This window comes from Paenibacillus sp. FSL R7-269 (genome assembly GCF_000517865.1).
Lineage (GTDB): Bacteria > Bacillota > Bacilli > Paenibacillales > Paenibacillaceae > Paenibacillus_AQ.
The window spans coordinates 1-21,570 of record NZ_ASPS01000019.1 but is presented as its reverse complement, the minus strand read 5'-3'; the positions used below and the strand labels follow the sequence as shown (position 1 = coordinate 21,570).

Below are 21,570 nucleotides of genomic sequence, written 5' to 3'. Positions count from 1 at the left end.
CCGTTTACGCGCGCTTCACGATCTCGACCAACTCATCCAGACTGCGGATTTCATAGGTCGGAACTATCTCAGGATCACCGGGCTTGCCCAAGGGATTGAACCAGCATGTATCGATGCCGTAATTGTTCCCGCCCCGGATATCAGAGGTCAAAGAGTCCCCAACAATCAGCACCTTGCGTCTATCGGACAGATTAAGCTTGGCAAAAGCATAATCAAAAATCCCCGTCTCCGGCTTCTGGTAGCCCGTCTCTTCCGATACAATTACCGCTTCGAATACCTCGCTGAGCGGGGAACCCTTAATCCGGGCATGCTGCACATCGCTGATTCCGTTCGTAATCACAGCCAGCCTGCATCCGGCAAGCTCGCCGCAGAGCTCGGCAGCCCCCTGAATCAGGAAGGTACCCTCGCCGAGAAAGCGCAGGTATGCTTCACTGAATTCCTCCGGCTTGAACGTGAGCTGACGGGCGGCAAACAGCCGGTTGAACCGTTCTACGCGCAGGGCGGCAGAGGTGATCTTCCCTTGCTCGAAATCCTTCCATAAGGCATGGTTAATCTCCTTGTAGCTGGCCGCATACTCCTGTGCGCCTGTCTTCTGCCCGAAGTGGGCGAAGGCATGGCTTAAGGCATGGCTCTCGGCCATTCCATAATCGAACAGTGTATCATCGGCATCAAATAAGATACATTCGTATTTCATCATTTCCTCCATCTCGCTTATGTAGTTCGACAACATACATCCTTCTGCGATATAATCTGAGTTAGGCCTTTAAAAAATCAACGGGGTGATTGTCATTTTATACGGTTTAGCTTTTCTCGTGTCATTTTTTATCGTTTATCTGCTGATTCCTCCTCTGGCCAAGCTCGCTTTCCGGCTCGATTTCGTGGACAGGCCAAGGGAAGATGTTGAACGCAAAATCCATAGGGAGCCCATCCCGCTAACGGCAAGCTATGCCATATTCGTAGGTTTTTTCATTACATATCTGCTATTCGCACGTGAATTCACCCTGGAGACGCTCGCCCTGTTCATTGGCGGTGTGCTTCTGCTGACTATAGGAACCATCGATGACTGGTACAAAACCAAAGGTAAGGATTTCCCGGCTCTGCCCAAATTCATCGTACAGATTGCCGCCGCCGTTCTGGTGTTCTTTTCCGGCAATGCGTTCACCGGCTTCATTAATCCGTTCTCAGGTGATTATATCTCACTGCCGTTCATTTTGCAGTTCCTGCTGACGATCATCTGGATCTTCGGTGTCACTACGGTCATTAATTTCTCTGACGGCATGGACGGTCTGGCCGGCGGACTTACAGCGATCTCGGCAGTAACCCTGTTCGTCGTCGCACTCACGATGGGCCAATCTACTTCAGCCTTCATGGCAGTTTCGCTGATTGGGGTTACCCTGGCGTACTTGCGCTTCAACAAGGCTCCGGCCAAAATCTTCATGGGCGATGCCGGCGCCACCTTCCTCGGCTTCATTCTGGCGGTGATTGCACTGGACGGTGCCTTCAAGCAGGCCACGGTGTTGTCGCTGTTTATTCCGATTCTCGCGCTGGGCGTACCGATCTTCGACAATATTTTTGTCGTTATCAGACGCTTCCTTAAGGGACAAGCCATCTATCAGGCGGACGCCACTCAGGTTCATTACCGTCTGCTCAAGGCCGGTCTGAACCAGAAACAGGTGGTCGGCGTGCTCTATCTTGCCAGCGTCTGCCTCTCCCTGTCGTCCATTATCCTGCTGCTGATCCAGACGTAATGAAGTTACTATGTATGTCAAAGGCTGTTCCCACAAGTTATGAAATGGCTGCGGGGACAGCCTTTTTAGTTTTGATTTTTTGAGCAGGATCAGCGTAGGCGCTTGGGTGGACGCTCCGCGAACGGACCGTTGTTCCACATGAAATGGTTACTTAGGCTTTTACTTTTGAGCAGGATCAACGCGGGCACTCGGGTGGACGCCTTTTTGTTCGAGCAGGATCCACGCAGGCGCTCGGGTGGACGCTCCGCGAACGGAACGTCGCTACAATCGCTGTTGTCTCCAGATTTTATTTATTTCCTTAATCGGTAAAAATCCGGAGACAAAGGCGACCGCTATCGCTTTTCCGCATTCGTTCCGTCCTCACCGCTGTTTAAGCGGGATGCGATTTAAAACCACAAACCCGGCACTACACACGCCCTTTCGCCCTCGCGTCAGCTCATGCGTTAGGTTTTCTGTATACATTCGGACCACGAGCCGTCCCCAGCAAATGTATGCTGTTTTCCGCATACATTCAGGCCACACGCCTGCACTCTAGCAAATGTATGCTGTTTTTCGCATACATTGGGCCCTCTTCCCCTCGTACCTGCGCATTGTGTTCGGTTTTTCGCATTTGGTCCACGTTCCGCCCGTCAGCATATTATATTCGGTTTTTCGCATACATCGGTCCACTCATGCTCGCGCCTACGCATTGTGTTCGGTTTTCCGCATAAATTCAGGCCGGTTACTCGTGAACCAGATCCCTCCCGGGCCCGGCTTCAAGGCTCCTGCACCCCTGTGAAGTCACGCAGCTGAGAGTAGATTCCGATGATCTCCGGCATCGGCATGCGGACCAGACCGCTGGATGAAGGGGCGACGAACTCCTTGACGCCGTCCACCACGGGAGCGGCTCCTTCCTGGAAGCCCCAGGCGGCTGTACTTCTGCGGCTGTACTCTGTGTACACGCCCTTGCCGACAAAGCAGGCAATCTCTGGACGGTATTCCTCCAGTTTGGCCCGCAGGAGCTCGCGGCCCTTGGCGTACTCCTCCCGGGTGATATCTTCAGCGCCTACGGTGGGGCGGGCGACGATGTTGGTGAAGCCATACCCCAGCTTCAGCAGTTCCCCGTCCTCGGAGGCCTCGTATAACCGCGGCGTCAGTCCGGACTTATGCAGTATGCGCCAGAAGTTATTGCGCGGATTGGCATAATGATGACCTAGCTCGCCGGAGCGGATGCTGGGATTGAAGCCGATGAAGACAATCTGCAGTCCATGATCCAGATGATCCCTTACCTCTTCCATGTTCGTTCCTCCTTACACTGGCCGCATTATTTTGCAGACCCTAATCTAATATACCCATGCTTCGGACTCAGGTACAACTGAAGCAGAAGCAGAGAACATAACACTGGCACTGACCTGGCACCGGCACTAACTTCCCAATACAACAAAGAAATCCCCCCGCAAAGGATATGCATCCGTTAACGAGGGGAACAGACCGTTGATTTACTGTAATAGATTAAACTGACTAAGGAAGAAGAGCCTTCAGCGCCGGAGACATCTCCTGCTCATCCAGCGAAATATAACTAGATGAATCATTCTTATACACTATCTTCACCGCATATCCTCCCTCTCTGCGGTTGTAATTGCGGCGATGCTCCAGAATACCGTTAATGAGCGTCTTGTCTGTGACCATGACCGCCCGTTTCTCGCTGCGGGCTAACTCCAGACGGGTCTCGGGATCATACATCCGCCCGGGTGGCAGCTTATTGTGATTCATATCCCTGAACATCTCGGCGGACACGACATCCGCTACGGTAATTTTGACTTTATCCGCATATCCCTCCTGCTCCAGCCAAGCCCCTAATTCATGGTAGGTAGGATACCAGCTATAAGTGTATTGAGCCTGAAACCCGTTCTGATCCGGTTTTTGAATAACCTGAATGGAAGCCCGTGACCGCTGATCCGAGACCTGATCCTTATAGGACATATTCAGCAGCTCACGGATCAGGATGTCCTTGAACTCCTTCACCTCTTGCGGATCGGAAATACTGAAGGCCTTATCCAGATTGCTCATCCGGATACTTTCTATGTTCTTGTTCATCCGGGAGATCTGATATCGCTCACGTTTGTAGTCCGCATGTCCCATGACCGCCTTCAACTCCGGCTCGAAGCCCGCTGACGGAACCAGATAGGTCCGCATGAGCGTCCCTCCGCTCTTCAGCTGGTATGATAGCGTGAAAGGATGGCGGGGGAGATATACATAATCCCACATGGCCTGCCCCTGATCAGGCTTGGCTGTTACGACAGCATGGTGCAATGCGGTTACAGCTTCAATATATTTCGCGTCCTTGGAATAGATATCAACCTCCTCCGCAGGTGCAGCGCTCTGAGCGCCGAATGGGCGTTGCATCAGGTCTGCATAATTACCACCGGCGAATACTGCACTCACCTTCCCGGAGGCCGGAACCCGGGTCTCATATCCGGTCAAGCCGGATACAGGAACATAGAGCAGCAACCCAAGCAGGATACTATATACTGCCAATTCAAGCGGCAGCTTGCGGCTCAGGATATGCCAGGTTTTGCGGAGAACCATCTCTACGAGAATATAACCGATTACCCCTCCGGCGACGACACTGCCGACGATCCAGCCTGTTCCCTGCTTGATACTGCCGAAGTAGCTGAGCGCAAGCAGCATACTGCAGAGCATCACCCCTGCTTTGAATAGCGGGTCGAAATAGGTGAAGGCCATTGCCTGTCCAGCCTTCTCACTGTGGCGCTTACGGTATAGCACGAAGGAGAGCGTTAAAAAGGCTGCAAACAGTAGAGCATACACCCATAGCTCTGTAGGACTAAATGGGCTATAAGACATATCTGCAATCCGCAGCATCGGCGCCCAATCCTTCAGGGATTCCCTCGATCCTATACTATCCGGGTACCCATACAAATATCTGTTCAGATGCATATCTATAAACATTAACATTGCCGCAGGGAGGACTAACAGAATGAGGGTCACCACTCCCTGCAGAATGGTCTGCCCCGTGCATATCCCGACAAACATCGTGAACGCGAACAGGAACAGGGTCAGCACAGTAAGGGTCAGACACCACTGCCAGACCTCCGCTCCGTGATAGATATACATATTGCTCTCCAGCGGGCGGACCAGCATCGTAACCACACTTGTAATCCAGATGGGCGGCAGCAGCAGAAGCAGACCGCTCAGCGTATAGGAAGACAGCAGATGCGAGCGGCGCAGCGGGAGGCTGTGCATCAGATCGGAGGAGCCTTTGGACTGTAGATAACGGGACAGGAACAATCCGGTGATGATCGGAAAAGGAATAAGGATTACCGGAATGTCCATGCCAAGATCGAATAGTCCCTCTAATACGACAGGCTCTTTTAGCCCTTCTCCATTAATGAACAGTTGCAGCGGGAGTATGAATAAGAGTGCTAGTGTGTACAAAATTCCAATCCAGCCATACTGGCGCAGGTTCTGGCGGATAATGCTGCTGTTACAGAATAATCGGCTGCGCGTCATAACCGGCATCCCCCATTTCATAGATAAAGATTTCCTCAAGCGTCAGCGGAAGCAGGTCATACACATACGGGTCATAGACATGAAAAGCCTGACTGATCCGCTCCCGCTCTCCTTTTACAATGTACAGGCTAACGCTTCCCCGCTGCTCCTGATGGAGGATCTGCAGCTTGGATTCCAGCGCCGCCGCATGACGTACGTCACGGAAAGCGACCTGAATCTTGTGCGTGTCGGCCTTCAGATCGTCCAGATCCTTCTCCACCAGCATCCGGCCCTCATGCATAATGCCGACATGGTCGCACAGATCCTCAATCTCGCGCAGATTATGCGAGGAGATCAGCACGGTAAGCTCGCGCTCGGCGACTTCCTGGAACAGCAGATTCTTGATCTGGCGGCGCATCACCGGGTCCAGGCCGTCGATCGGCTCATCCATAATCAGCGCATCCGGCTTGCAGCTAAGCGCCAGCAGGAAGGCGGCCTGCCGCTGCATCCCTTTGGAGAAGCGGCTGAGTCTGCGCCGGGGATCGAGCCGGAACACTGTAACCAACTCCTCGTATCTTTTTTGACTCCACCCTGTATAGATTGAGCGGTAGAATTCCGCCATACTTTTCATCGTAGCCTGCGGGAAGAAGTACGGGCTGTCCGGCATGAAGAACAGACTTCGCTTGACCTCCGGTGATTCATAGACGGGCTGCCCGCCTACCTTGACACTCCCTGTATCTGGACGATAGATGCCCACAAGCATCTTCAGGAGCGTGGTTTTGCCTGCTCCGTTAGATCCCAGCAATCCGTAGATGGCCCCTTTGGGTACCGTCAGCGAGAGGCCGTTCACAGCCTTTTCCTCCTGAAAAATCTTGTTCACTCCGCGTATCTCAATCATGGCTGCTCTCCTCTCTTCTCATATCCAGCGCCTGGCGGTACAGGGAACTGATTTCCGTCTCCGTGAACCCAAGGTAGACTGCTTCTGCCATCAGCCGCAGCAGTTCTTCCTTCAGCTCTGCCCGTTTGCTCTCACTTTGGCCCTGCTGCAGCGCGGCTACGAAGTTGCCCTTGCCCTGCAGCGAATAGATATACCCCTCACGCTCAAGCTCCCGGTAGGCTTTCTGAATCGTATTGGGATTGACTGTAAGCTGCGAGGATAACGCCCGCACCGAAGGCAGCTGTTCATCCGCCCGCAGAATACCATGCATAATCAACTCTTTCACCTTGTCGGTCAGCTGCTCATAGATCGGCTTGCGGCTGCGTACATCCAACTCGAACATGACAGTCCTCCTTTCTTCGGACCTGTGATCCGGCTGTTCAACTGTGTTAACTGTACTACTATTATTAATACAGATAAGAATTAATGTCAATCATTAACTTTTACTCTGTCTAGTTCCAGCGTATCACGCAAATAACCCCCACCTGCCTGCCCTGGACAGATGGGGGTTATGATTGCTTAGTGGGACTCTTCTATTGAACATGAACGCTGCTGCTACGCCGCTGTCTGCGTTCATCGCTGAACAGGGCAGCGCCTATACCCGGGAGGAGCAGGTAGCCTGCGAACTTATAGGTCTGACTGAACGCATCCACAGCCGCCTGTTGCTGTCTTATTGCCACGGTCCCGGCCTCTGCGTCTGCGGAGTTCGCCGCGCTCAGCTCCCGGGTTGTATTATGCTGGAGCACAGTGACGATGATAGCCACGCCGAGTACACTCCCCAGCGCCTTCGCCATATTAGTCACTCCCGAAGCTATGCCCACCTTGTCTTCAGGAACGACCCGGATCGCCGATGACATCACTGGTGCCATCGAGAGCCCCACGCCAAAGCCGGTCACTGCAAGCCGTAGCATCACCGCACCCAGCGTAGAGTCGGCCTCAAGTCCGCTCATGGAATAGGTGGCACCGCCAATCAGCACCATTCCCGCTGCGGCGAACAGACTGCTGCCGTATTTCGCAGACAGCGGCCCGGATACAGCCGAGCTGGCGATGGAGCCTAAGGCCATAGTTGAGAGGACCAGCCCTGCCCTCAGCTCCGACACCCCCATCACCCGGGTCAGATAAAAGGAGGTCAGCAGCGAAATATTCATCAGCGCCGCCCCCAGCACGATCATCGATACCGAGGTACTGTTGAAGGCCCTGATCTTCAGCAGGGACAGGGGCAGCATCGGCTCCTTCCCCTTAGACTGCGTAAGAAAAAAGAACACCAAACACAGCACCCCCGCAGCCATCAGTCCCAGGAACGGGCGCGAGCTCCAGCCGTAATCCTGCACTTTAATCAGGGCATATGTAATGCAGAACATCCCGCCTGTAATCCCCAGCATTCCGCCATAGTCTATGGACCGCCCTGCTGAATCATCCCGTGACTCCTGAATGAACATAGCGGTCAGCCCTATACTCAGCAGCCCAAGCGGTACGTTCACAAAAAAAATCCACTCCCAGCTCAGCTTCTGTGTCAGTATTCCGCCAAGTGCCGGACCGCTTGCCGCAGCCACTCCCGAGACGGCTCCCCATATGCCTATAATCAGCCCGTGCATTTCTTTGGGGAAGGTGGTGGTGCTTAGCGGAATTGTAACCGGCACAATAATGGCTCCCGCCAAGCCTTGAATGACCCTGAACAGAATCAGCATGCCAAGTGAAGTGGAGAGTCCGGCAAGCAGAGAGCTCAGTGTGAACACCCCCACGCCAATGAGGAATACCTTCTTCCGTCCGAATTGATCGGCCAGACGCGAGGCAGTCAGGATGAATACGGCAAATGCCAGGTTATAGCCGTTCATCACCCAGGATACCTGCGACACACTCCCCCCGAACTGGCGGGTCATCTCCGGCAGGGCAATATTAATAATGGTTGTATCGAGCAGCGCCATGAAAAAGCCCAGCACAATCGCCGTAAAGGATAAAGCTCTGCGCATCCCAATCCCCATATCGATCATCTCCTGAAATATGAAATAGAGTTCATATTCAAATTATATGAACCATAGTTCATATTTGTCAATCGAAAAATGAACTCCGGTTCAACTTTTATTGACAGCGAAAAACCACTCCACTACAATCTGTACTATGAGGGGGACCTTACGATATGGGTGAAACAGAGGACAAGATTAGAACTCCGCAGCAGGAGCGCAGTATACGAACGAAGGAAGCCATTATCCGGGCCGCGATGCAACTATTCTCGGACAAGGGTTTCTATCAGACGAATACGAAGGAGATTGCAGCGGCAGCCGGGGTCTCGACCGGGAGCTTCTACTCCTATTTTGTGGATAAAAGGTCCGTATTTATTGAGGTGCTCCACATGTACGGGGATGAGCTGATGGCCGAGGTCGAGCGGTCGATGGCAGAGATTAATTTCAATACGATTGAACGTACGGACCTGATCCTGCATCTGATAGACACGCTTCTGCTCGCGCATAAGGCATTTATCGGGTACCATAAGGATCTGAATATTATGTATCACAGCGATGAGGCTATCAAGCAGCTGATGGATGCCCAGTACGAGTCCGGCCGGCTCAAGACGCTGACCTATCTTCAGATGGGACAGGATGAACTGAAGACCGAAGATACGGAGGCAGCTTCGATCATTGTGTTCGAGTCAGTGAGCGCGATTGTAGACTTTATCTCCTTCTCGCCGCAGCGGATCGCTGTGGACCGGCTGAAGTCAGAGCTGGTTCATATGCTGGTGCAATATCTGTATAAGTAACAACTGCCTTTTCTCTATACATTTCCTCAAAAAAAGAGCAAGCCTGCAGGTACCCCGCAGCTTGCTCTTTCTTTATTGACCCTTGCGGATCAGCGTTTATCCTTCCAGAAATTGAGCGGCTCCATATCCTTCGTAATGAGCTTGAAGGTATAGCCTTCCTTCTTCAGCTTCTCCAGAATACGCGGCAGCACCTTGAGTGTAGCCTTCTGGTCATGCATCAGAATTACCGGATTCGTCTTGGACGCCTTCAGCTTATTCACCTGATCCATCACGGTGTTATAGATTCTGTCGCTGTTCTGTTTGTATTTCCAGTCATAGGAATCCACGTTCCAGTCCCAGAGATGGTATCCCTGCGTCAGGACTTTATCGCGGAAGGACTTGGTGAAATAGGGCTTGCTTCCGTATGGCGTACGGATCAGTGGGGTGCTTACTCCCGTCAGCTTCTTCAATGTTGCATTGGCCCCTGACATCTCGGCAAGCGCCGCTGCAGGAGAGGCATAGAACTTCTCCTTGCGGTGGGTCACACCATGCAGCGCTAAGCCATAGCCTTCCTTAGCAATCCGCTTTACCTGGGCGGGATGCTCATTCATGTTGTTCCCCAGCATGAAGAAGGTCGCCTGTACGTCATATTTGTGCAGGATATCCAGCAACTCACCAGTCGTCGCTGACGGGCCATCGTCGAAGGTCAGGTATACGGTCCGGCCCGGCTTGCCCGGCTCAGTGGGTGTAACGGGAGTGGCAGGAGTCACTGGAGCCACTGGAGCCTTCGGCTTCAGGTCGGCAGCATATTTATCGGTAAACACTGCATCGGTAAGCTGCGCCGAGCCGTCCTTCACACGAAGTAAATATTTATCTCCCGCGTAGGAAATGCTATACCCGAGGTACCCGCTAACCTTCAGCGGAGCCATGAGTTTGCCGTCCTGCACGAAAGTGCTCATAGGCACAGTAGTGCCATCCTTAAGCACGGCACCTCCGTCCTTGCTCAGCAGGGTAAGCGAACCCGTTCCGCCGGCTACTTGAATTCCGTCCGTCATTCCGGTAAGGGTCCATTTCAGCTCATCCGCAAGTGCACGCAGCGGTACATAATAGGTGCCTTTTACGGAAACAGCTTCAACCTTACTTAATTTATCGTTGACTCCGAGCTTAAGAATAGCGCTATCACCTTTAGCATTAGCCGGGACCTGCACAAGCCCCATGATTAGGAATAAAGACATGAATAAGAGCAGAATTTTCTTGATACGCACAGCAGCAGTCTCCAATCTATGTATATTTATCTATTACTTTATCATATATACTTTCAACGTAATTTGAGAGATTGTAACCGGAAGCTAAAAAATTGTTACTCTTGTGCAATGATAAATGAGGGTTCGCCAACATTTTCAGAAAGCACGCAAATCTCGTCGAATGCTGTCACAGCAAGCGTTACACGGTTAAATCAGCGGTTTTTGGCGCAGAATAATTGTGACAATATTAATAACAATATCGATATTTTGAACAAAAATTGAACAACCTTAAAATTAGCTAAAGTGCGCCACTACAGTGATCTTTATCATACCCTTAGGGAGTTGTAACAATTTGATCACACATATTTAACTTGTTCGCCATTTTTAAGGTCTTTTTTATACTTTTATACAAAATATGTATTTTGCATTATGGGTAAGTAGTTCTTACTATAGATACAGATCAATGTACTCCCGTTAATGAACGGCGAATGAAAAGTAGTATTGAAGGAAGGAGTTCTATATGAAAAAAAAGGGACCGTTATACGCTTTGTTTTTAAGCCTGATCCTTCTCCTGCCGGGATGCAGCTCAATCGCTGTTTTGAACCCGAAGGGGCCGTCTGCAAGGACGTTATCTGACACCATCTTGCTCTCTATTCTTGTAATGCTCGGGGTTCTGGCTGTTGTCTACATTCTGTATATCTTTGTACTGGTGAAATATCGTGCGAAGAAGAGTAATGAGGGCTACATCCCTGAACATGAGGAAGGCAACAAGGTACTGGAGGCCATCTGGATTATCATTCCGATTATCATCGTAGCCTTCCTGTCCGTTGTTACCGTCAAGACGACTAACGAAGTGGAGAATGTGGCTGCGGACTATCAAGATCAGACTCCGCTGGTCATCTATGCTTCCTCTTCCAACTGGAAATGGCATTTCAGCTACCCTGAGGAAGGGATCGAGACGGTTAACTACGTGAATATGCCGGTGCATCGTGCGGTAGAATTCAGAATGTACTCATTCGGCACCATTACCAGTCTCTGGATTCCACAGCTTGCCGGCCAAAAGTACGCCATGAGCGACATGCTGACAACGCTTCATCTCTCCGCTGATACAGAAGGCTCTTATATCGGAAAGAACGCTAACTTCAGCGGTAAAGGCTTCGCCCACATGGAATTCGAAGCGCTTGTCCTGAGTAACAAGGGTTACGAGGACTGGGTGAAGGAAGTGAAGGAAACTGCGCCTAAGCTGACTGAGGAAGAATTCAAGGGCCTGCTGGCCACGGATTATCTCGGACGCAAAACGTATTCCTCCACCCATCTGGAGTTCAGCCCGCCTCCTGGAGACCACGGCGAGCATATGAGCGGCGGCGGCAAGGAGATGGATATGGACAACGGCAATCAGGAGCATCAGGATAACAAGGAAATTCATCCGTCTCCCGAGCCGTCCAGCGGAACGGAATTCGACAGCAAGCCTGATCCGGAAGTCGATCAGCCGCTGCCAAGCTCCCCTGTGGATGAAAGTACACACGAAGGACACTAGCTCTCTGAAGAGCTTAATGCAACACACTGAAAGGAGCTACCCTAATGGATTTAGACAAATTTAAGGTTCACGGCGAACCCTTGATATACGGGGCCATGATCAGTATTGCACTGGCAACCATCGGGATTCTCGTAGGGCTTACCTATTTCAAGAAATGGGGCTATCTGTGGCGCGAATGGCTGACCACGGTTGACCACAAAAAAATCGGGATCATGTACATCCTCGCGGCGCTGCTGATGCTGTTCCGCGGCGGTGTAGATGCGATGATGATGCGTCTGCAGACGGCTGCGCCGGAAATGAAATTCCTCGATGCGCAGCATTACAATGAGGTCTTCACCACCCATGGTCTGATCATGATTCTCTTCATGGCCATGCCGTTCATCATCGGTCTGATGAACGTAATCATTCCACTGCAGATCGGTGCACGGGACGTTGCCTTCCCGCGGCTGAACGCCGTCAGCTTCTGGCTCTTCTTCATGGGCGCCATGCTGCTGAACATTTCGTTCGTCATCGGCGGCTCGCCGGATGCGGGCTGGTCAGCGTACTTCCCGCTGGCGAGTCTTGAATTCAGCCCGACCGTAGGGAACAACTACTACTCTCTGGCTCTGCAAATATCCGGTATCGGCACGCTGATCACCGGGGTTAACTTTATCGTAACAATTCTCAAAATGCGCGCACCAGGCATGACGCTGATGAAGATGCCGATGTTCACCTGGTCCGTACTGATCACCAACGTTATTATTGTCTTTGCCTTCCCGGTTCTTACCGTAGCGCTGGCGATGATGATGTTCGACCGCCTCTTCGGCTCCCAGTTCTTCACGATGGCCAACGGCGGGATGGATATGCTCTGGGCCAACCTGTTCTGGGTCTGGGGACATCCGGAGGTCTATATCGTAATCCTTCCGGCGTTCGGTATTTATAGTGAGATTATCGCCACCTTCTCGAAGAAGAACCTGTACGGCTATACCTCCATGGTATTCAGTATGCTGATCATCTCGCTCCTGTCTTTCCTCGTATGGGCGCACCATTTCTATACGATGGGTCAAGGTGCCATGGTCAACAGCTTCTTCTCGATAACAACGATGGCCATAGCTGTACCTACCGGGGTCAAGATATTCAACTGGCTATTCACCCTGCGAAAGGGCAGGATTACCTTCACGACCCCGATGCTGTATACACTGGCCTTTATCCCGATCTTTACGATCGGCGGGGTAACGGGCGTCATGCTGGCGATGGCCAGCGCCGATTACCAGTATCACAACACGATGTTCCTGGTTGCGCATTTCCACTACGTGCTGATTCCGGGTGCTGTGTTCGCCGTCATCGCCGGGTTCCACTATTGGTTCCCTAAAGTGTTCGGCTTCCGCCTGAACGAACGGCTGGGCAAGCATGCCTTCTGGTGGATCATCATTTCCTTTAACGTAACCTTCTTCCCAATGTTCTTCCTGGGACTGATGGGAATGACACGCCGTCTGTACACTTACTCTAAGGAATCAGGCTTCGGTCCGCTCAATATGCTAAGCTTCGTCGGGGCTGTCGGTCTCGCCATCGGCTTCGTGATCCTGGTCTACAATATTTACTGGAGTACCCGCTACATGCCAAGAGATACAACCAACGATCCTTGGGATGGCCGGACGCTCGAATGGGCTACGCATAGCCCGATCCCGCTCTACAACTTTGCGATTGTGCCTAAGGTTGAGACGCGTGATGCTCTATGGTCTGCGAAGCAGGAGAATATCCCGCTGTATACAGACACCAAATACACCAAGATTCATATGCCAAGCAATACCGGCAAGCCGTTCATATTGGGTGTAGTCTTCTTCTTCCTTGGCTTCTTCCTGGTATTCAGCATGTGGATTCCGGCGATTGTTGCCGGAATTGGAATCCTGGTCGTGCTGGCCTTCATGTCCTTCGATAAGGACCAAGGCTACTACATTCCTGTAGAAGAGGTTATAGCTACAGAAAAGAAACTGATGCGGGGTGAGACTGTATGAAAATAGATGCGTCCAAGCCGCTCGAATATTCAACGGAAGAGAATAGTAACAAGATCTTCGGCTTCTGGGTCTTTCTCGGAGCCGAGATCCCTCTCTTCGCTACGCTGTTCACTGTATATTTCGTAATGGTTAACCGCTATGCCAGCGGACCGAGCGGCAGCGAGCTGTTCGAGATCGGCCCGGTGCTGATGGAGACCTTCCTCCTGCTGTCGAGTTCCTTCACTATCGGTCTGGCTGTCCATGCCATGCGGCATGGCTACAAGAAAGCTATGATGGTCTTCATGGCGATTACGCTGGTGATGGGTCTTGCTTTTGTCGGTATCGAAATCGACGAGTTCTTCACTTATGTGCATGAAGGAGCTACCCTGCAGACCAGCGGCTTCCTCTCCAGTCTGTTCATACTACTGGGAACGCATGGTCTTCACGTCAGCTTCGGCCTGCTGTGGGGAATTGGCATTATGATTCAGCTGTGGAAGCGCGGCATTACTCCCGCTACCGCCAACAAAACGTTCATCTTCTCCTTGTTCTGGCACTTCTTAGACGTGGTCTGGATCTTTATCTTCAGCTTCGTCTACCTGAAAGGACTGATGTGACATGATGAAGCAACTATTCCCAATTAAGCATGTGATGGGTTATGTAGCCTCTCTGGTCCTCTCTGCCGCTGCACTGATTGTTATTTATGGAGACCTGTCCTCCAGTGCCAATATGGTGGTGCTGCTAATCACAGCGCTAATCCAGGCTTCCTTGCAGCTGTTTGTGTTCATGCACATCGGAGAATCGGCCGATTCCAAAAAAGAACTGTATATCAACATCGCATATGCCATGTTCGTGGCCCTGGTCACCATCTTCGGCACCCTGTTCATCTTCGTATGGGGCTGGTATGCTTAGCACCTAAGAAGCAGAGGAGCGTTATGCTCCTTCAAGTAATCTATAAAAAAAGCGGTCCGTATCCGGTAGATTTACCGGTGCGGACCGCTTTTTTTGGATTTTAAAGATTGCCATCATGTTGATGTTCTACTTTAACTGTACTATACTGCTGCTGCTGCCGCTGTCATCCCGCTCCGTATACGCAAGCTGCTTGCCATTGGGGCTCCATGAGGTGGTCATCGTCCCGTTGCTCTCCGCAATCTGAACGGACTTATCAGAAGACAGGTCGTAGACATATAAGGTATTCTTCGTTGTCCCCTTCTCCTCAATAGTTACACTATAGGCGACCAGACGTTGGTCTGGAGACCAGGAGACGGACCCAAGTTCAGCGCCTTCCACCAGGGTCCGCGGATTCTTACCGTCTGTGCCGCTGAGCAGCAGCGCCTGGGTATTCTCCTTATACTGCAGGATCAGCATTTGTTCTTCGTCCGGCGAAGGGTTTACGCTGCTGGTACCTGGAATATTTAGGTCTGCCTTTTCCTTAGTATTCAGGTTCAGGGTGTGCAGCGAGTCATTCGAATTACTGGTGTAATAGATCTTATTCTTGATTTGTCTTACAACAATCAGGCCTTCCCCGCCCAGTCCCTCCACCGGCGCAATCTTCATAGAAGTAGTCGCTGTATAAGCGCCGCCACTGTACGCTGGACCCACTACTGTATCCTTATCTGCCCACTCGGCTCCCATTGCCCCGGCAATGGTATCGCCCTTGATGGTGAAGGTCTTCTTGGACCCCAGGTCCATTACATTGTAGACAGGATCGCCCAGGGAGAATTCACTATACAGCAGAAACAACTGATCGGCGGATAGCTTGGCATCCCCCAGCATCATGTTCGCCTTCTCAGTAATCAAATCGTATTTGCCGGTATCCAGATGGAAGAAATACAGGCTCTGCGGATAAGACCCCTTCAGCTCTCCCGAGGCGATCGGCCCAAGCTTATCGTTCGCCTTGGACACGACAATGGTGTGATCATCTTTCCAGTCGGAAATCGCGATTTGCTCATACTGCTTAACTTCCCCAACCTTTACGCCAGCAGCTTCAGCAGGTGCCGGTGTAGCCTTCGGCCCTTCCGTCGGCTGGACAGACGCTTCTACAGGAGCTGCTGTTGGCTGCGGGCTGGGGCTAACCGCCGGAGTACTAGCCTGATTCGAGCTGCAAGCTGCAAGTGTCATTAACAAGGCTGGAACTACCGCCAGCTTCCATGTTCGATTATTCATTATAGAGACCGCCTCCCTGAGGTTAATAATAATAATACGTTCAAAAGCCCGGCTCCGCTGAGGATGCCCGGGAATCTCCAGGGTTCCTCGGCCGAATCGGGCCAGGCTCGTGTCTATTATAGCAGTTACAGCCGGAACCTTGCCAGATGCTTCTGCAGATCCTCGGCCAGGGTAGCCAGATACTGTGCGGAAGAGGACATCTCTCCCATCGCGGTCAGTTGCTCCAGGCTTGCTTCGCTGGTGCCCTGAACGTCTGCGGCGCCTTTGCGCGAGATTTCATTCACCGTCGACATAGACTTGGCTGCTTCCTCCGATTCTTGCGCGACATGGCCGATAACCTCTGTAATCTGCTCTGTCTGCTCACTGGCCGCCTGAATGGAGGTCTGGATCGCTGTAAAGGCTTCCGATACCACTTCACTCTGTGCTACGCCATGAGAGACAATCCCGGAGCCCTGCTCCATCGATTCAACGGCACTGGCGGTCTGCTGACGGATATGGTTAATGATCTCCGTAATCTGCAGCGAGCTTGATCCGGTAGCCTCCGCCAGCTTCCGGATCTCACCGGCAACTACTGCGAAGCCACGGCCATGCTCACCCGCCCGTGCCGCCTCGATAGAAGCATTCAGGGACAACAAATTGGTCTGGGTCGCAATCTCATTGATGGTTGTAATAATCGTATTTATCTCTTCAGACAGGCTGCCCAGGTTGCCCACAATCAGCCGGCTCGCCGAGACACTGGAGTCAATCTCCCGCATCTGGGCCAGAATCTGCTCTACTGCGTACACACCGCGTTCCGTGGAGGAGGCAGCCTGTTCCATCAGGCGTGTCATTTCATTTCCGCTATGCCGGGCTTCGGCAATCTCATAAGACATCGTCCGTACAGACTGCGTAGTAAGGGTAATGCTCTCTGCCTGCACATCGAATCCGGCCGCGATCTCGCCTGAGGTCTCAGCGATCATCTGTGAGGCGTGTGCGGTCTGGTCGGCACTGGCGCTCATCTGCTGGGAGGAAGCCGAGAGAATCTCGGCGCTCTCCGAGACGCCGCGCATCATATTTTTCAAGCCGTCCAGCATGGTATTGAACGAGGTATTAATCTGGCCGATCTCATCCCTGGACCGGTAAGCGGCAGAGGCCGTCAGATCCCCTTCTTCCGCCCGCTTCATCAGCCCCTGCAATTCCTTCAGCGGTCTTGTAATCAGCCGTGTGATAATGATACTGAGGACAATACTGAGCAGCAAGGCCAGCACAATCAGAACGCTGCTTAGTGTAACAGAGCTCTTGGCACTCTCTATGGTCTGTGTGTTATGGGCAGACGCATCCTGAATGAATAACGTCGCTGTCTCTTCAAGCAGCCTGACCATTTTGTCACGCAGCTCATTAAAGGTCTGGCCCGTGAACACCTGATACCCTTCGTCGTTAAGATCGTTATCGGCCAGGTGGATAATATTATCACGCTGTGAGCGGTAGTCCGGCAGCAGCAAGGTATATTCGTTCACATAAGCAGCAATCTTCTCATTGTTAAATTCAATGTTCCTCAGTTCGGCCATCAGCTCATTGTTCGTCTGGATGTTCTCCTGAATTCTCGCCTTCAGCTCCTGCTTCTTGGCGTCATCCGTGGTAATCAGATCCTCCAGCAGAAAAGACTCAATTGCCCGGTTATTCCCGCGGATCTCCGTTACGAAATAAATCGGCTGCAGGTTCTGCCTGTACGTCTCTTCAGACCTGTCCGCCATTCTGGTTGTCGTCAGAATACCTGTTGTTCCAATCCCGATCAGCAGTAGGATAACCACCGCTATCAGTACAATCATTTTATGCTTAATCTTCAGATGTCTCATTTCCCGTTATCCCGCCTTCTCGAATCTAGCTGTAACCTTATTTATCGGAGAATAACATCGAATTGTTGATGGCCCTGCTAAAAAAAATGTCGAAAAAAGAAGAAAAATATCGTTTTAGTAAAGCGCTATCTATTAATTATAATTCCATTCCCTCTTGAAGCAAGCCATATTTCTTGCGGAATCTCTGCAGCACCTTGGTCCAGCCTCCGGCCAGCACCGCTAAGAAGAATACATTCGACAAGGCATGGGCCAGATCGAAATAAAAGCTTGCGGCAAACGTAACGGCAACCAGCCGCCAGCTAAAGGCATCCGGCAGACTGAGCAGGACCCAGATATTCATAATCCAGCCGAACAGGAACCCCCAGATGAAGCCAAACACCAGCAGTCCGGCCCGCTTACGCAATAGCCAGCTCCTCCGCAGCCACCCGGCTGTAAGTCCGGTCATGCCCCAGGCGAACATCTGCCATGGCGTCCAGGGCCCTTGCCCGAAGTAAATATTGGAGACCAGCGCAGCAACTGCACCGATGACGAATCCCGCCTCTGCCCCGAAGACATAAGCGGAGAGGATGACAACGGCCGACACAGGCTTCACCCCGGGAAGCGCGGCAAAAGGTATCCGGCTGACCGCAGCGATGGCTGACAACACCGCCAGCAGCACGAGTTCACGGGACTGTAGCGGCCGGCGCTCCAGCCGGATGAACAGCGGCAGGAGCGCAGCCAGCAGCAGCACCACGCTAAGCAGTACATAATGCCGGTCAGTGAATGCTGCGGTAAGCGCAAGCCCGGCGATGAAGAGTCCCAGGGCAATTATCAGCGGTACGCGGAAGCGGGCCATGCGCGAATCACATCCTCTATGGTCAATGCCTGCGGCAGCCAGTCCCGCACCATCCGGTTGACTGCCGTGGTATAGAAGTAATTGCTGCTGAAGAACTTAGCCGGTGTGCCCTCCGCCGTAATTCCCCCGTCGAACAGGAGCGCGCAGCGCGTAGCATGCCTAGCCGCGAACTCTACATCATGCGTTACGATAAGAATACTGATCCCTTGCCCGCGCAATTGCTGAAGCAGGGCGGCCAGCCTGTCTTTGGCGGCTGGATCAAGCCCCTTGGTCGGCTCATCCAGCAGCAGAATATCCGGCTTCATGAGCAGCATCATGGCAAGCGCGGTCTGCTGCTGCTGCCCGCCGCTGAGATCATGCGGATGACTCTGCAGCACCTCCCGGAGCTGGAACACTTCGAGTAAAGCCTCAATCCGGCTTGCTGCTGCCTCAGGGGATAACCCGGCGTAGCTGCCCATATGCTGTAACTCCTCAGCCACTGTATCATAACTGAAATAGAGCAGCGGATTCTGCGCCAGCAGGCCGGTAGTCTTGCCTTTGGCCAGCTCTATTTTGCCGCGCTGCGGCTTCATCAGCCCGTTCAGCACATGCAGCAGGGTGGACTTGCCTGCGCCGTTCCCGCCCATGACTGCCAGGAGCTCCCCCTGCTTGAGTGTCAGCGAGAGCTTCCTGAGGACCTCCCGGCCCTCCTTCTCATACCGGAAGGTCACTTCGCGGCAGGTGAGCAGAGACGATGCGGCGGGGATTGGGGATGAAGACGCCCCTTGAGCAGGTATTACGCGGGAAGTTAGGGGGGCTGGTACGTCGGGACTATTCAAGTTATTAACAAGTTCTAAGCCTGCGGCAGCGTCCGTTCTAGCCAGCAGGGAATGTATCCAGCGTCTGCCCTCACGCACGGTCAGCGGAATATTCTCCGGCGCAGTCGAATCTGCCTCCGGAGAGAGCGACAAGTGCAGGCGTGAAGCGGCTGACAGGTAACGCCCAGCCGAGGTCAAGGCCCCGCTGCCGGTCTGCCGGGCGAACAAGCGGGGAACGGCATCTGCCAGCAGCTTGCCGTCTTCCAGCATCAGCACCCGATCAGCCAGCGGCAGCACCTCCTCCAGCCTGTGCTCGCTGATGATCACCGTGACCGCCATCTCCTCGTTCAGCCGCTGCAGCGCCATAATGAATTCCCGCGCAGCAACGGGATCAAGCTGGGAGGTTGGCTCATCAAGCAGCAGCACCTTGGGCTGAAGCAGCAGCACTGAGGCCAGGTTCATTAGCTGCTTTTGTCCGCCTGACAGCTCATGTACCGGACGGTAAAGCAGCGGCTCCAGCCCGAACAAGCCACAGATCTCTGCCAGCCGGGTCCGCATGACAGCAGGCGGTAGCCCCAGATTCTCCATGGAGAAGGCCAGCTCATGCCAGACCGTATCCATCACTATCTGTGCATCCGGGTTCTGGAAGACCATCCCGATCTCCCCGGCAGCCACCGCTGCCGGAAGCCCGGATAGAGGTTTCCCTTTGTAGGTCAAGGTTCCGCTGGTTGAACCTACCGGGGCGAGCTCCCGCTTCAGATGGCGCAGCAGGGTGGTTTTGCCGCTGCCGGACGGGCCGCAGAGCACGACAAATTCACCCTCTTCTATGACGAACGATAGCTCATGGAGTGTGTCCCTGTTTTCTTCAGGGTATCGGAAGGATAACTGCTGTGCTTTGAGGATCTCCATAACCATTTCTCCTTTCCTTCCAGCCCCGCAGGAATGAGCACGAACAGGCAGAAGCTGCCGTACATGACGGCCTCCTGCCAGCCGAAGTCCGCCGGTCTCATCCGGGGATAGATCTCTAGCTTGCCGTAGCCCTGCACCCAGAACAGCAGCGTAACCACACCGCTAACGGTTAACAGCAGCATCACCAGCTTATCCTGCAAATCGGCCTTGTATATCGTGTAAGTGCTGCGTTTGGTGCTGCCGTAACCACGGGCTGACATGGAGTCTCCAGTCTGGAGGGCTTCCTCCAGCGACCAGGTCAGCAGCACTTTGAGCAGCGTCATTCCGTCAGTCATTCTTTTCTTAAGGCTTCCCGTACCGGTATCTACCCCGCGCAGACGCTGGATCAGCGTAATCTGGCGCAGCCGCCGCTGGAACAGCGGCACGAACCGGATGGCCATCAGCGTCAGCAGCGCCGTTCTCGGCGCAGCCGCCGCGAACAGGTACATGAATTTATCTGTAGTCACCGTGTAATTGTAGGATATAAACCAGATAAAAATGGTTAGCAGCATTGTCATCATCATCAGTCCATACAGCACAGCTTCCAGTGTAATAGGCTGATCCAACCAGTAGAACAGAATATGCGCTCCTCTATGCGAGAACAGCGGGTTCAGCAAGGCCACGGAAGCTGTCATCAGCAGCATAAAAGGCAAGCCGCGCACAAGCAACCTCCCTTGTCCCTGCAATAGCAGCAACACCAGCAGTCCGGCTATCTCTGTAGCCAGAAATAACGGATGGAAGATCATCAGAGTGAACAGCAGCAGCCCTGCATAATACAGCAGGGCTACTACCGGATGCATGGAACGGAAGCCGCTGCTCATGGTGCTTTGGCCCCCAGGTCTTTGCCTAGATCAAGCGTATACAGCCACTCGATGGTATCCCCGGGCTCGACGATCCAGCTGCCCGCAGCCTTGGACGGAAATTCTCCATTGACCTTGTACATCCACCCGCTCTCTGACCCGTGATCATTCTCGTACAAATTATCTATACCTTCCACGTAAGCAAATGCCTTGCTGCCCTGATATTCCATCTGGATCTTCTGCCCCCGCGTAATCCGCTTCAGCAGGTCCAGCACACTCTCGCCCTTCTTGATCTCATACTGGGCGGCGGCCAGAATCACACCATGCTCCTCATCTCCGGTGATGGAGAGGGTGACCACGTTGTCCGGCTTGGGCGTGGCTGCCGGGGAGCGCGTGGCGGCTGGCGGCTTGGCCGTAGCCGCCGGAGCGGGCTTGGGGGTCGGCGGCTTGGGTGTGGCCGCCGATGGTTGCGTCGCCGCTGCGCTTGGCGACGCCGGCTTGGCGGGCTCGCTTACGCCCGCCGTTGGCTG

Annotated in this window: 19 protein-coding genes; 6 read left to right on the top strand and 13 right to left on the bottom strand. The window is 53.0% G+C overall.

The features are described 5' to 3' along the window. Positions 1–4 precede the first annotated feature (4 nt). Positions 5–694 (bottom strand): YjjG family noncanonical pyrimidine nucleotidase, encoded by a 690-nt coding sequence (locus C162_RS08695; protein WP_036693787.1) that lies wholly within the window; start codon positions 692–694, stop codon positions 5–7. Positions 695–788: 94 nt separating this feature from the next. On the opposite strand from C162_RS08695, the gene C162_RS08690 reads away from it, so the two are divergent. Then, positions 789–1,748 (top strand): MraY family glycosyltransferase, encoded by a 960-nt coding sequence (locus C162_RS08690; RefSeq protein ID WP_372238069.1) that lies wholly within the window; start codon positions 789–791, stop codon positions 1,746–1,748. A 755-nt stretch (positions 1,749–2,503) separates the two neighbouring features. Here C162_RS08690 and C162_RS08685 read toward each other — a convergent pair. The 5 genes from C162_RS08685 to C162_RS08665 all read right to left on the bottom strand — a co-directional run bounded on the left by C162_RS08685 (position 2,504) and on the right by C162_RS08665 (position 8,156). Then, positions 2,504–3,025 (bottom strand): mismatch-specific DNA-glycosylase, encoded by a 522-nt coding sequence (locus C162_RS08685; protein WP_036693571.1) that lies wholly within the window; start codon positions 3,023–3,025, stop codon positions 2,504–2,506. Positions 3,026–3,248: 223 nt separating this feature from the next. Next, entirely contained in the window at positions 3,249–5,279 is a 2,031-nt protein-coding gene (locus C162_RS08680) for a hypothetical protein (protein ID WP_143804284.1), read from the bottom strand. Then, complete coding sequence (locus C162_RS08675; protein ID WP_036693567.1) at positions 5,233–6,135, bottom strand: ABC transporter ATP-binding protein; 903 nt, start codon at positions 6,133–6,135, stop codon at positions 5,233–5,235. The genes C162_RS08680 and C162_RS08675 overlap by 47 nt, the downstream gene beginning before the upstream one ends. After that, entirely contained in the window at positions 6,128–6,517 is a 390-nt protein-coding gene (locus tag C162_RS08670; RefSeq protein ID WP_036693565.1) for a GntR family transcriptional regulator, read from the bottom strand. The genes C162_RS08675 and C162_RS08670 overlap by 8 nt, the downstream gene beginning before the upstream one ends. Before the next feature lie 190 nt (positions 6,518–6,707). Then, on the bottom strand, positions 6,708–8,156 hold the full coding sequence (locus tag C162_RS08665; protein ID WP_063828998.1) for an MFS transporter: 1,449 nt from the start codon (positions 8,154–8,156) through the stop codon (positions 6,708–6,710). Between the two features lie 155 nt (positions 8,157–8,311). Between C162_RS08665 and C162_RS08660 the strand changes: the two genes are divergently transcribed. After that, the gene (locus C162_RS08660) at positions 8,312–8,929 is read left to right on the top strand and encodes a TetR/AcrR family transcriptional regulator (protein ID WP_036693564.1); all 618 of its coding nucleotides are present in this window, start codon (positions 8,312–8,314) and stop codon (positions 8,927–8,929) included. An 89-nt stretch (positions 8,930–9,018) separates the two neighbouring features. Here C162_RS08660 and C162_RS34270 read toward each other — a convergent pair whose 3' ends face one another. Continuing rightward, entirely contained in the window at positions 9,019–10,173 is a 1,155-nt protein-coding gene (locus tag C162_RS34270; RefSeq protein ID WP_051493332.1) for a polysaccharide deacetylase, read from the bottom strand. A 499-nt stretch (positions 10,174–10,672) separates the two neighbouring features. Here C162_RS34270 and qoxA point away from each other — a divergent pair, with 499 nt between their 5' ends. The 4 genes from qoxA to qoxD are packed head-to-tail and all read left to right on the top strand — an operon-like array spanning position 10,673 to position 14,571. Continuing rightward, complete coding sequence (qoxA, locus tag C162_RS08650; RefSeq protein ID WP_036693562.1) at positions 10,673–11,689, top strand: cytochrome aa3 quinol oxidase subunit II; 1,017 nt, start codon at positions 10,673–10,675, stop codon at positions 11,687–11,689. 44 nt (positions 11,690–11,733) lie between these two features. Further along, positions 11,734–13,683, top strand: coding sequence for a cytochrome aa3 quinol oxidase subunit I (gene qoxB, locus C162_RS08645; RefSeq protein ID WP_036693561.1), 1,950 nt, complete (start codon positions 11,734–11,736; stop codon positions 13,681–13,683). Then, positions 13,680–14,276: a cytochrome aa3 quinol oxidase subunit III gene (qoxC, locus tag C162_RS08640; RefSeq protein WP_036693560.1), complete on the top strand. Its 597-nt coding sequence runs from the start codon at positions 13,680–13,682 to the stop codon at positions 14,274–14,276. Before qoxB ends, qoxC begins: the two co-directional genes overlap by 4 nt. Before the next feature lies 1 nt (position 14,277). Beyond that, a complete protein-coding gene (qoxD, locus tag C162_RS08635; RefSeq protein ID WP_036693559.1) occupies positions 14,278–14,571 on the top strand; it encodes a cytochrome aa3 quinol oxidase subunit IV in 294 nt (97 codons plus the stop codon). A 126-nt stretch (positions 14,572–14,697) separates the two neighbouring features. Here qoxD and C162_RS08630 read toward each other — a convergent pair whose 3' ends face one another. The 6 genes from C162_RS08630 to C162_RS08605 all read right to left on the bottom strand — a co-directional run. Then, positions 14,698–15,825, bottom strand: a complete 1,128-nt coding sequence (locus tag C162_RS08630) for a TolB family protein (protein WP_036693557.1) — start codon at positions 15,823–15,825, stop codon at positions 14,698–14,700. Between the two features lie 125 nt (positions 15,826–15,950). Further along, entirely contained in the window at positions 15,951–17,660 is a 1,710-nt protein-coding gene (locus C162_RS08625) for a methyl-accepting chemotaxis protein (protein ID WP_036693556.1), read from the bottom strand. A gap of 136 nt (positions 17,661–17,796) precedes the next feature. Then, a complete protein-coding gene (locus C162_RS08620; protein ID WP_036693554.1) occupies positions 17,797–18,495 on the bottom strand; it encodes an ECF transporter S component in 699 nt (232 codons plus the stop codon). Then, positions 18,471–20,201, bottom strand: a complete 1,731-nt coding sequence (locus tag C162_RS08615; protein ID WP_063828997.1) for an ABC transporter ATP-binding protein — start codon at positions 20,199–20,201, stop codon at positions 18,471–18,473. The genes C162_RS08620 and C162_RS08615 overlap by 25 nt, the downstream gene beginning before the upstream one ends. Then, entirely contained in the window at positions 20,117–21,061 is a 945-nt protein-coding gene (locus tag C162_RS08610; RefSeq protein ID WP_051493330.1) for an energy-coupling factor transporter transmembrane component T, read from the bottom strand. The genes C162_RS08615 and C162_RS08610 overlap by 85 nt, the downstream gene beginning before the upstream one ends. Beyond that, a partial coding sequence (locus C162_RS08605; RefSeq protein WP_156949580.1) for a DUF4430 domain-containing protein occupies positions 21,058–21,570 on the bottom strand: 513 nt, incomplete at its 5' end. The genes C162_RS08605 and C162_RS08610, both read right to left, overlap by 4 nt.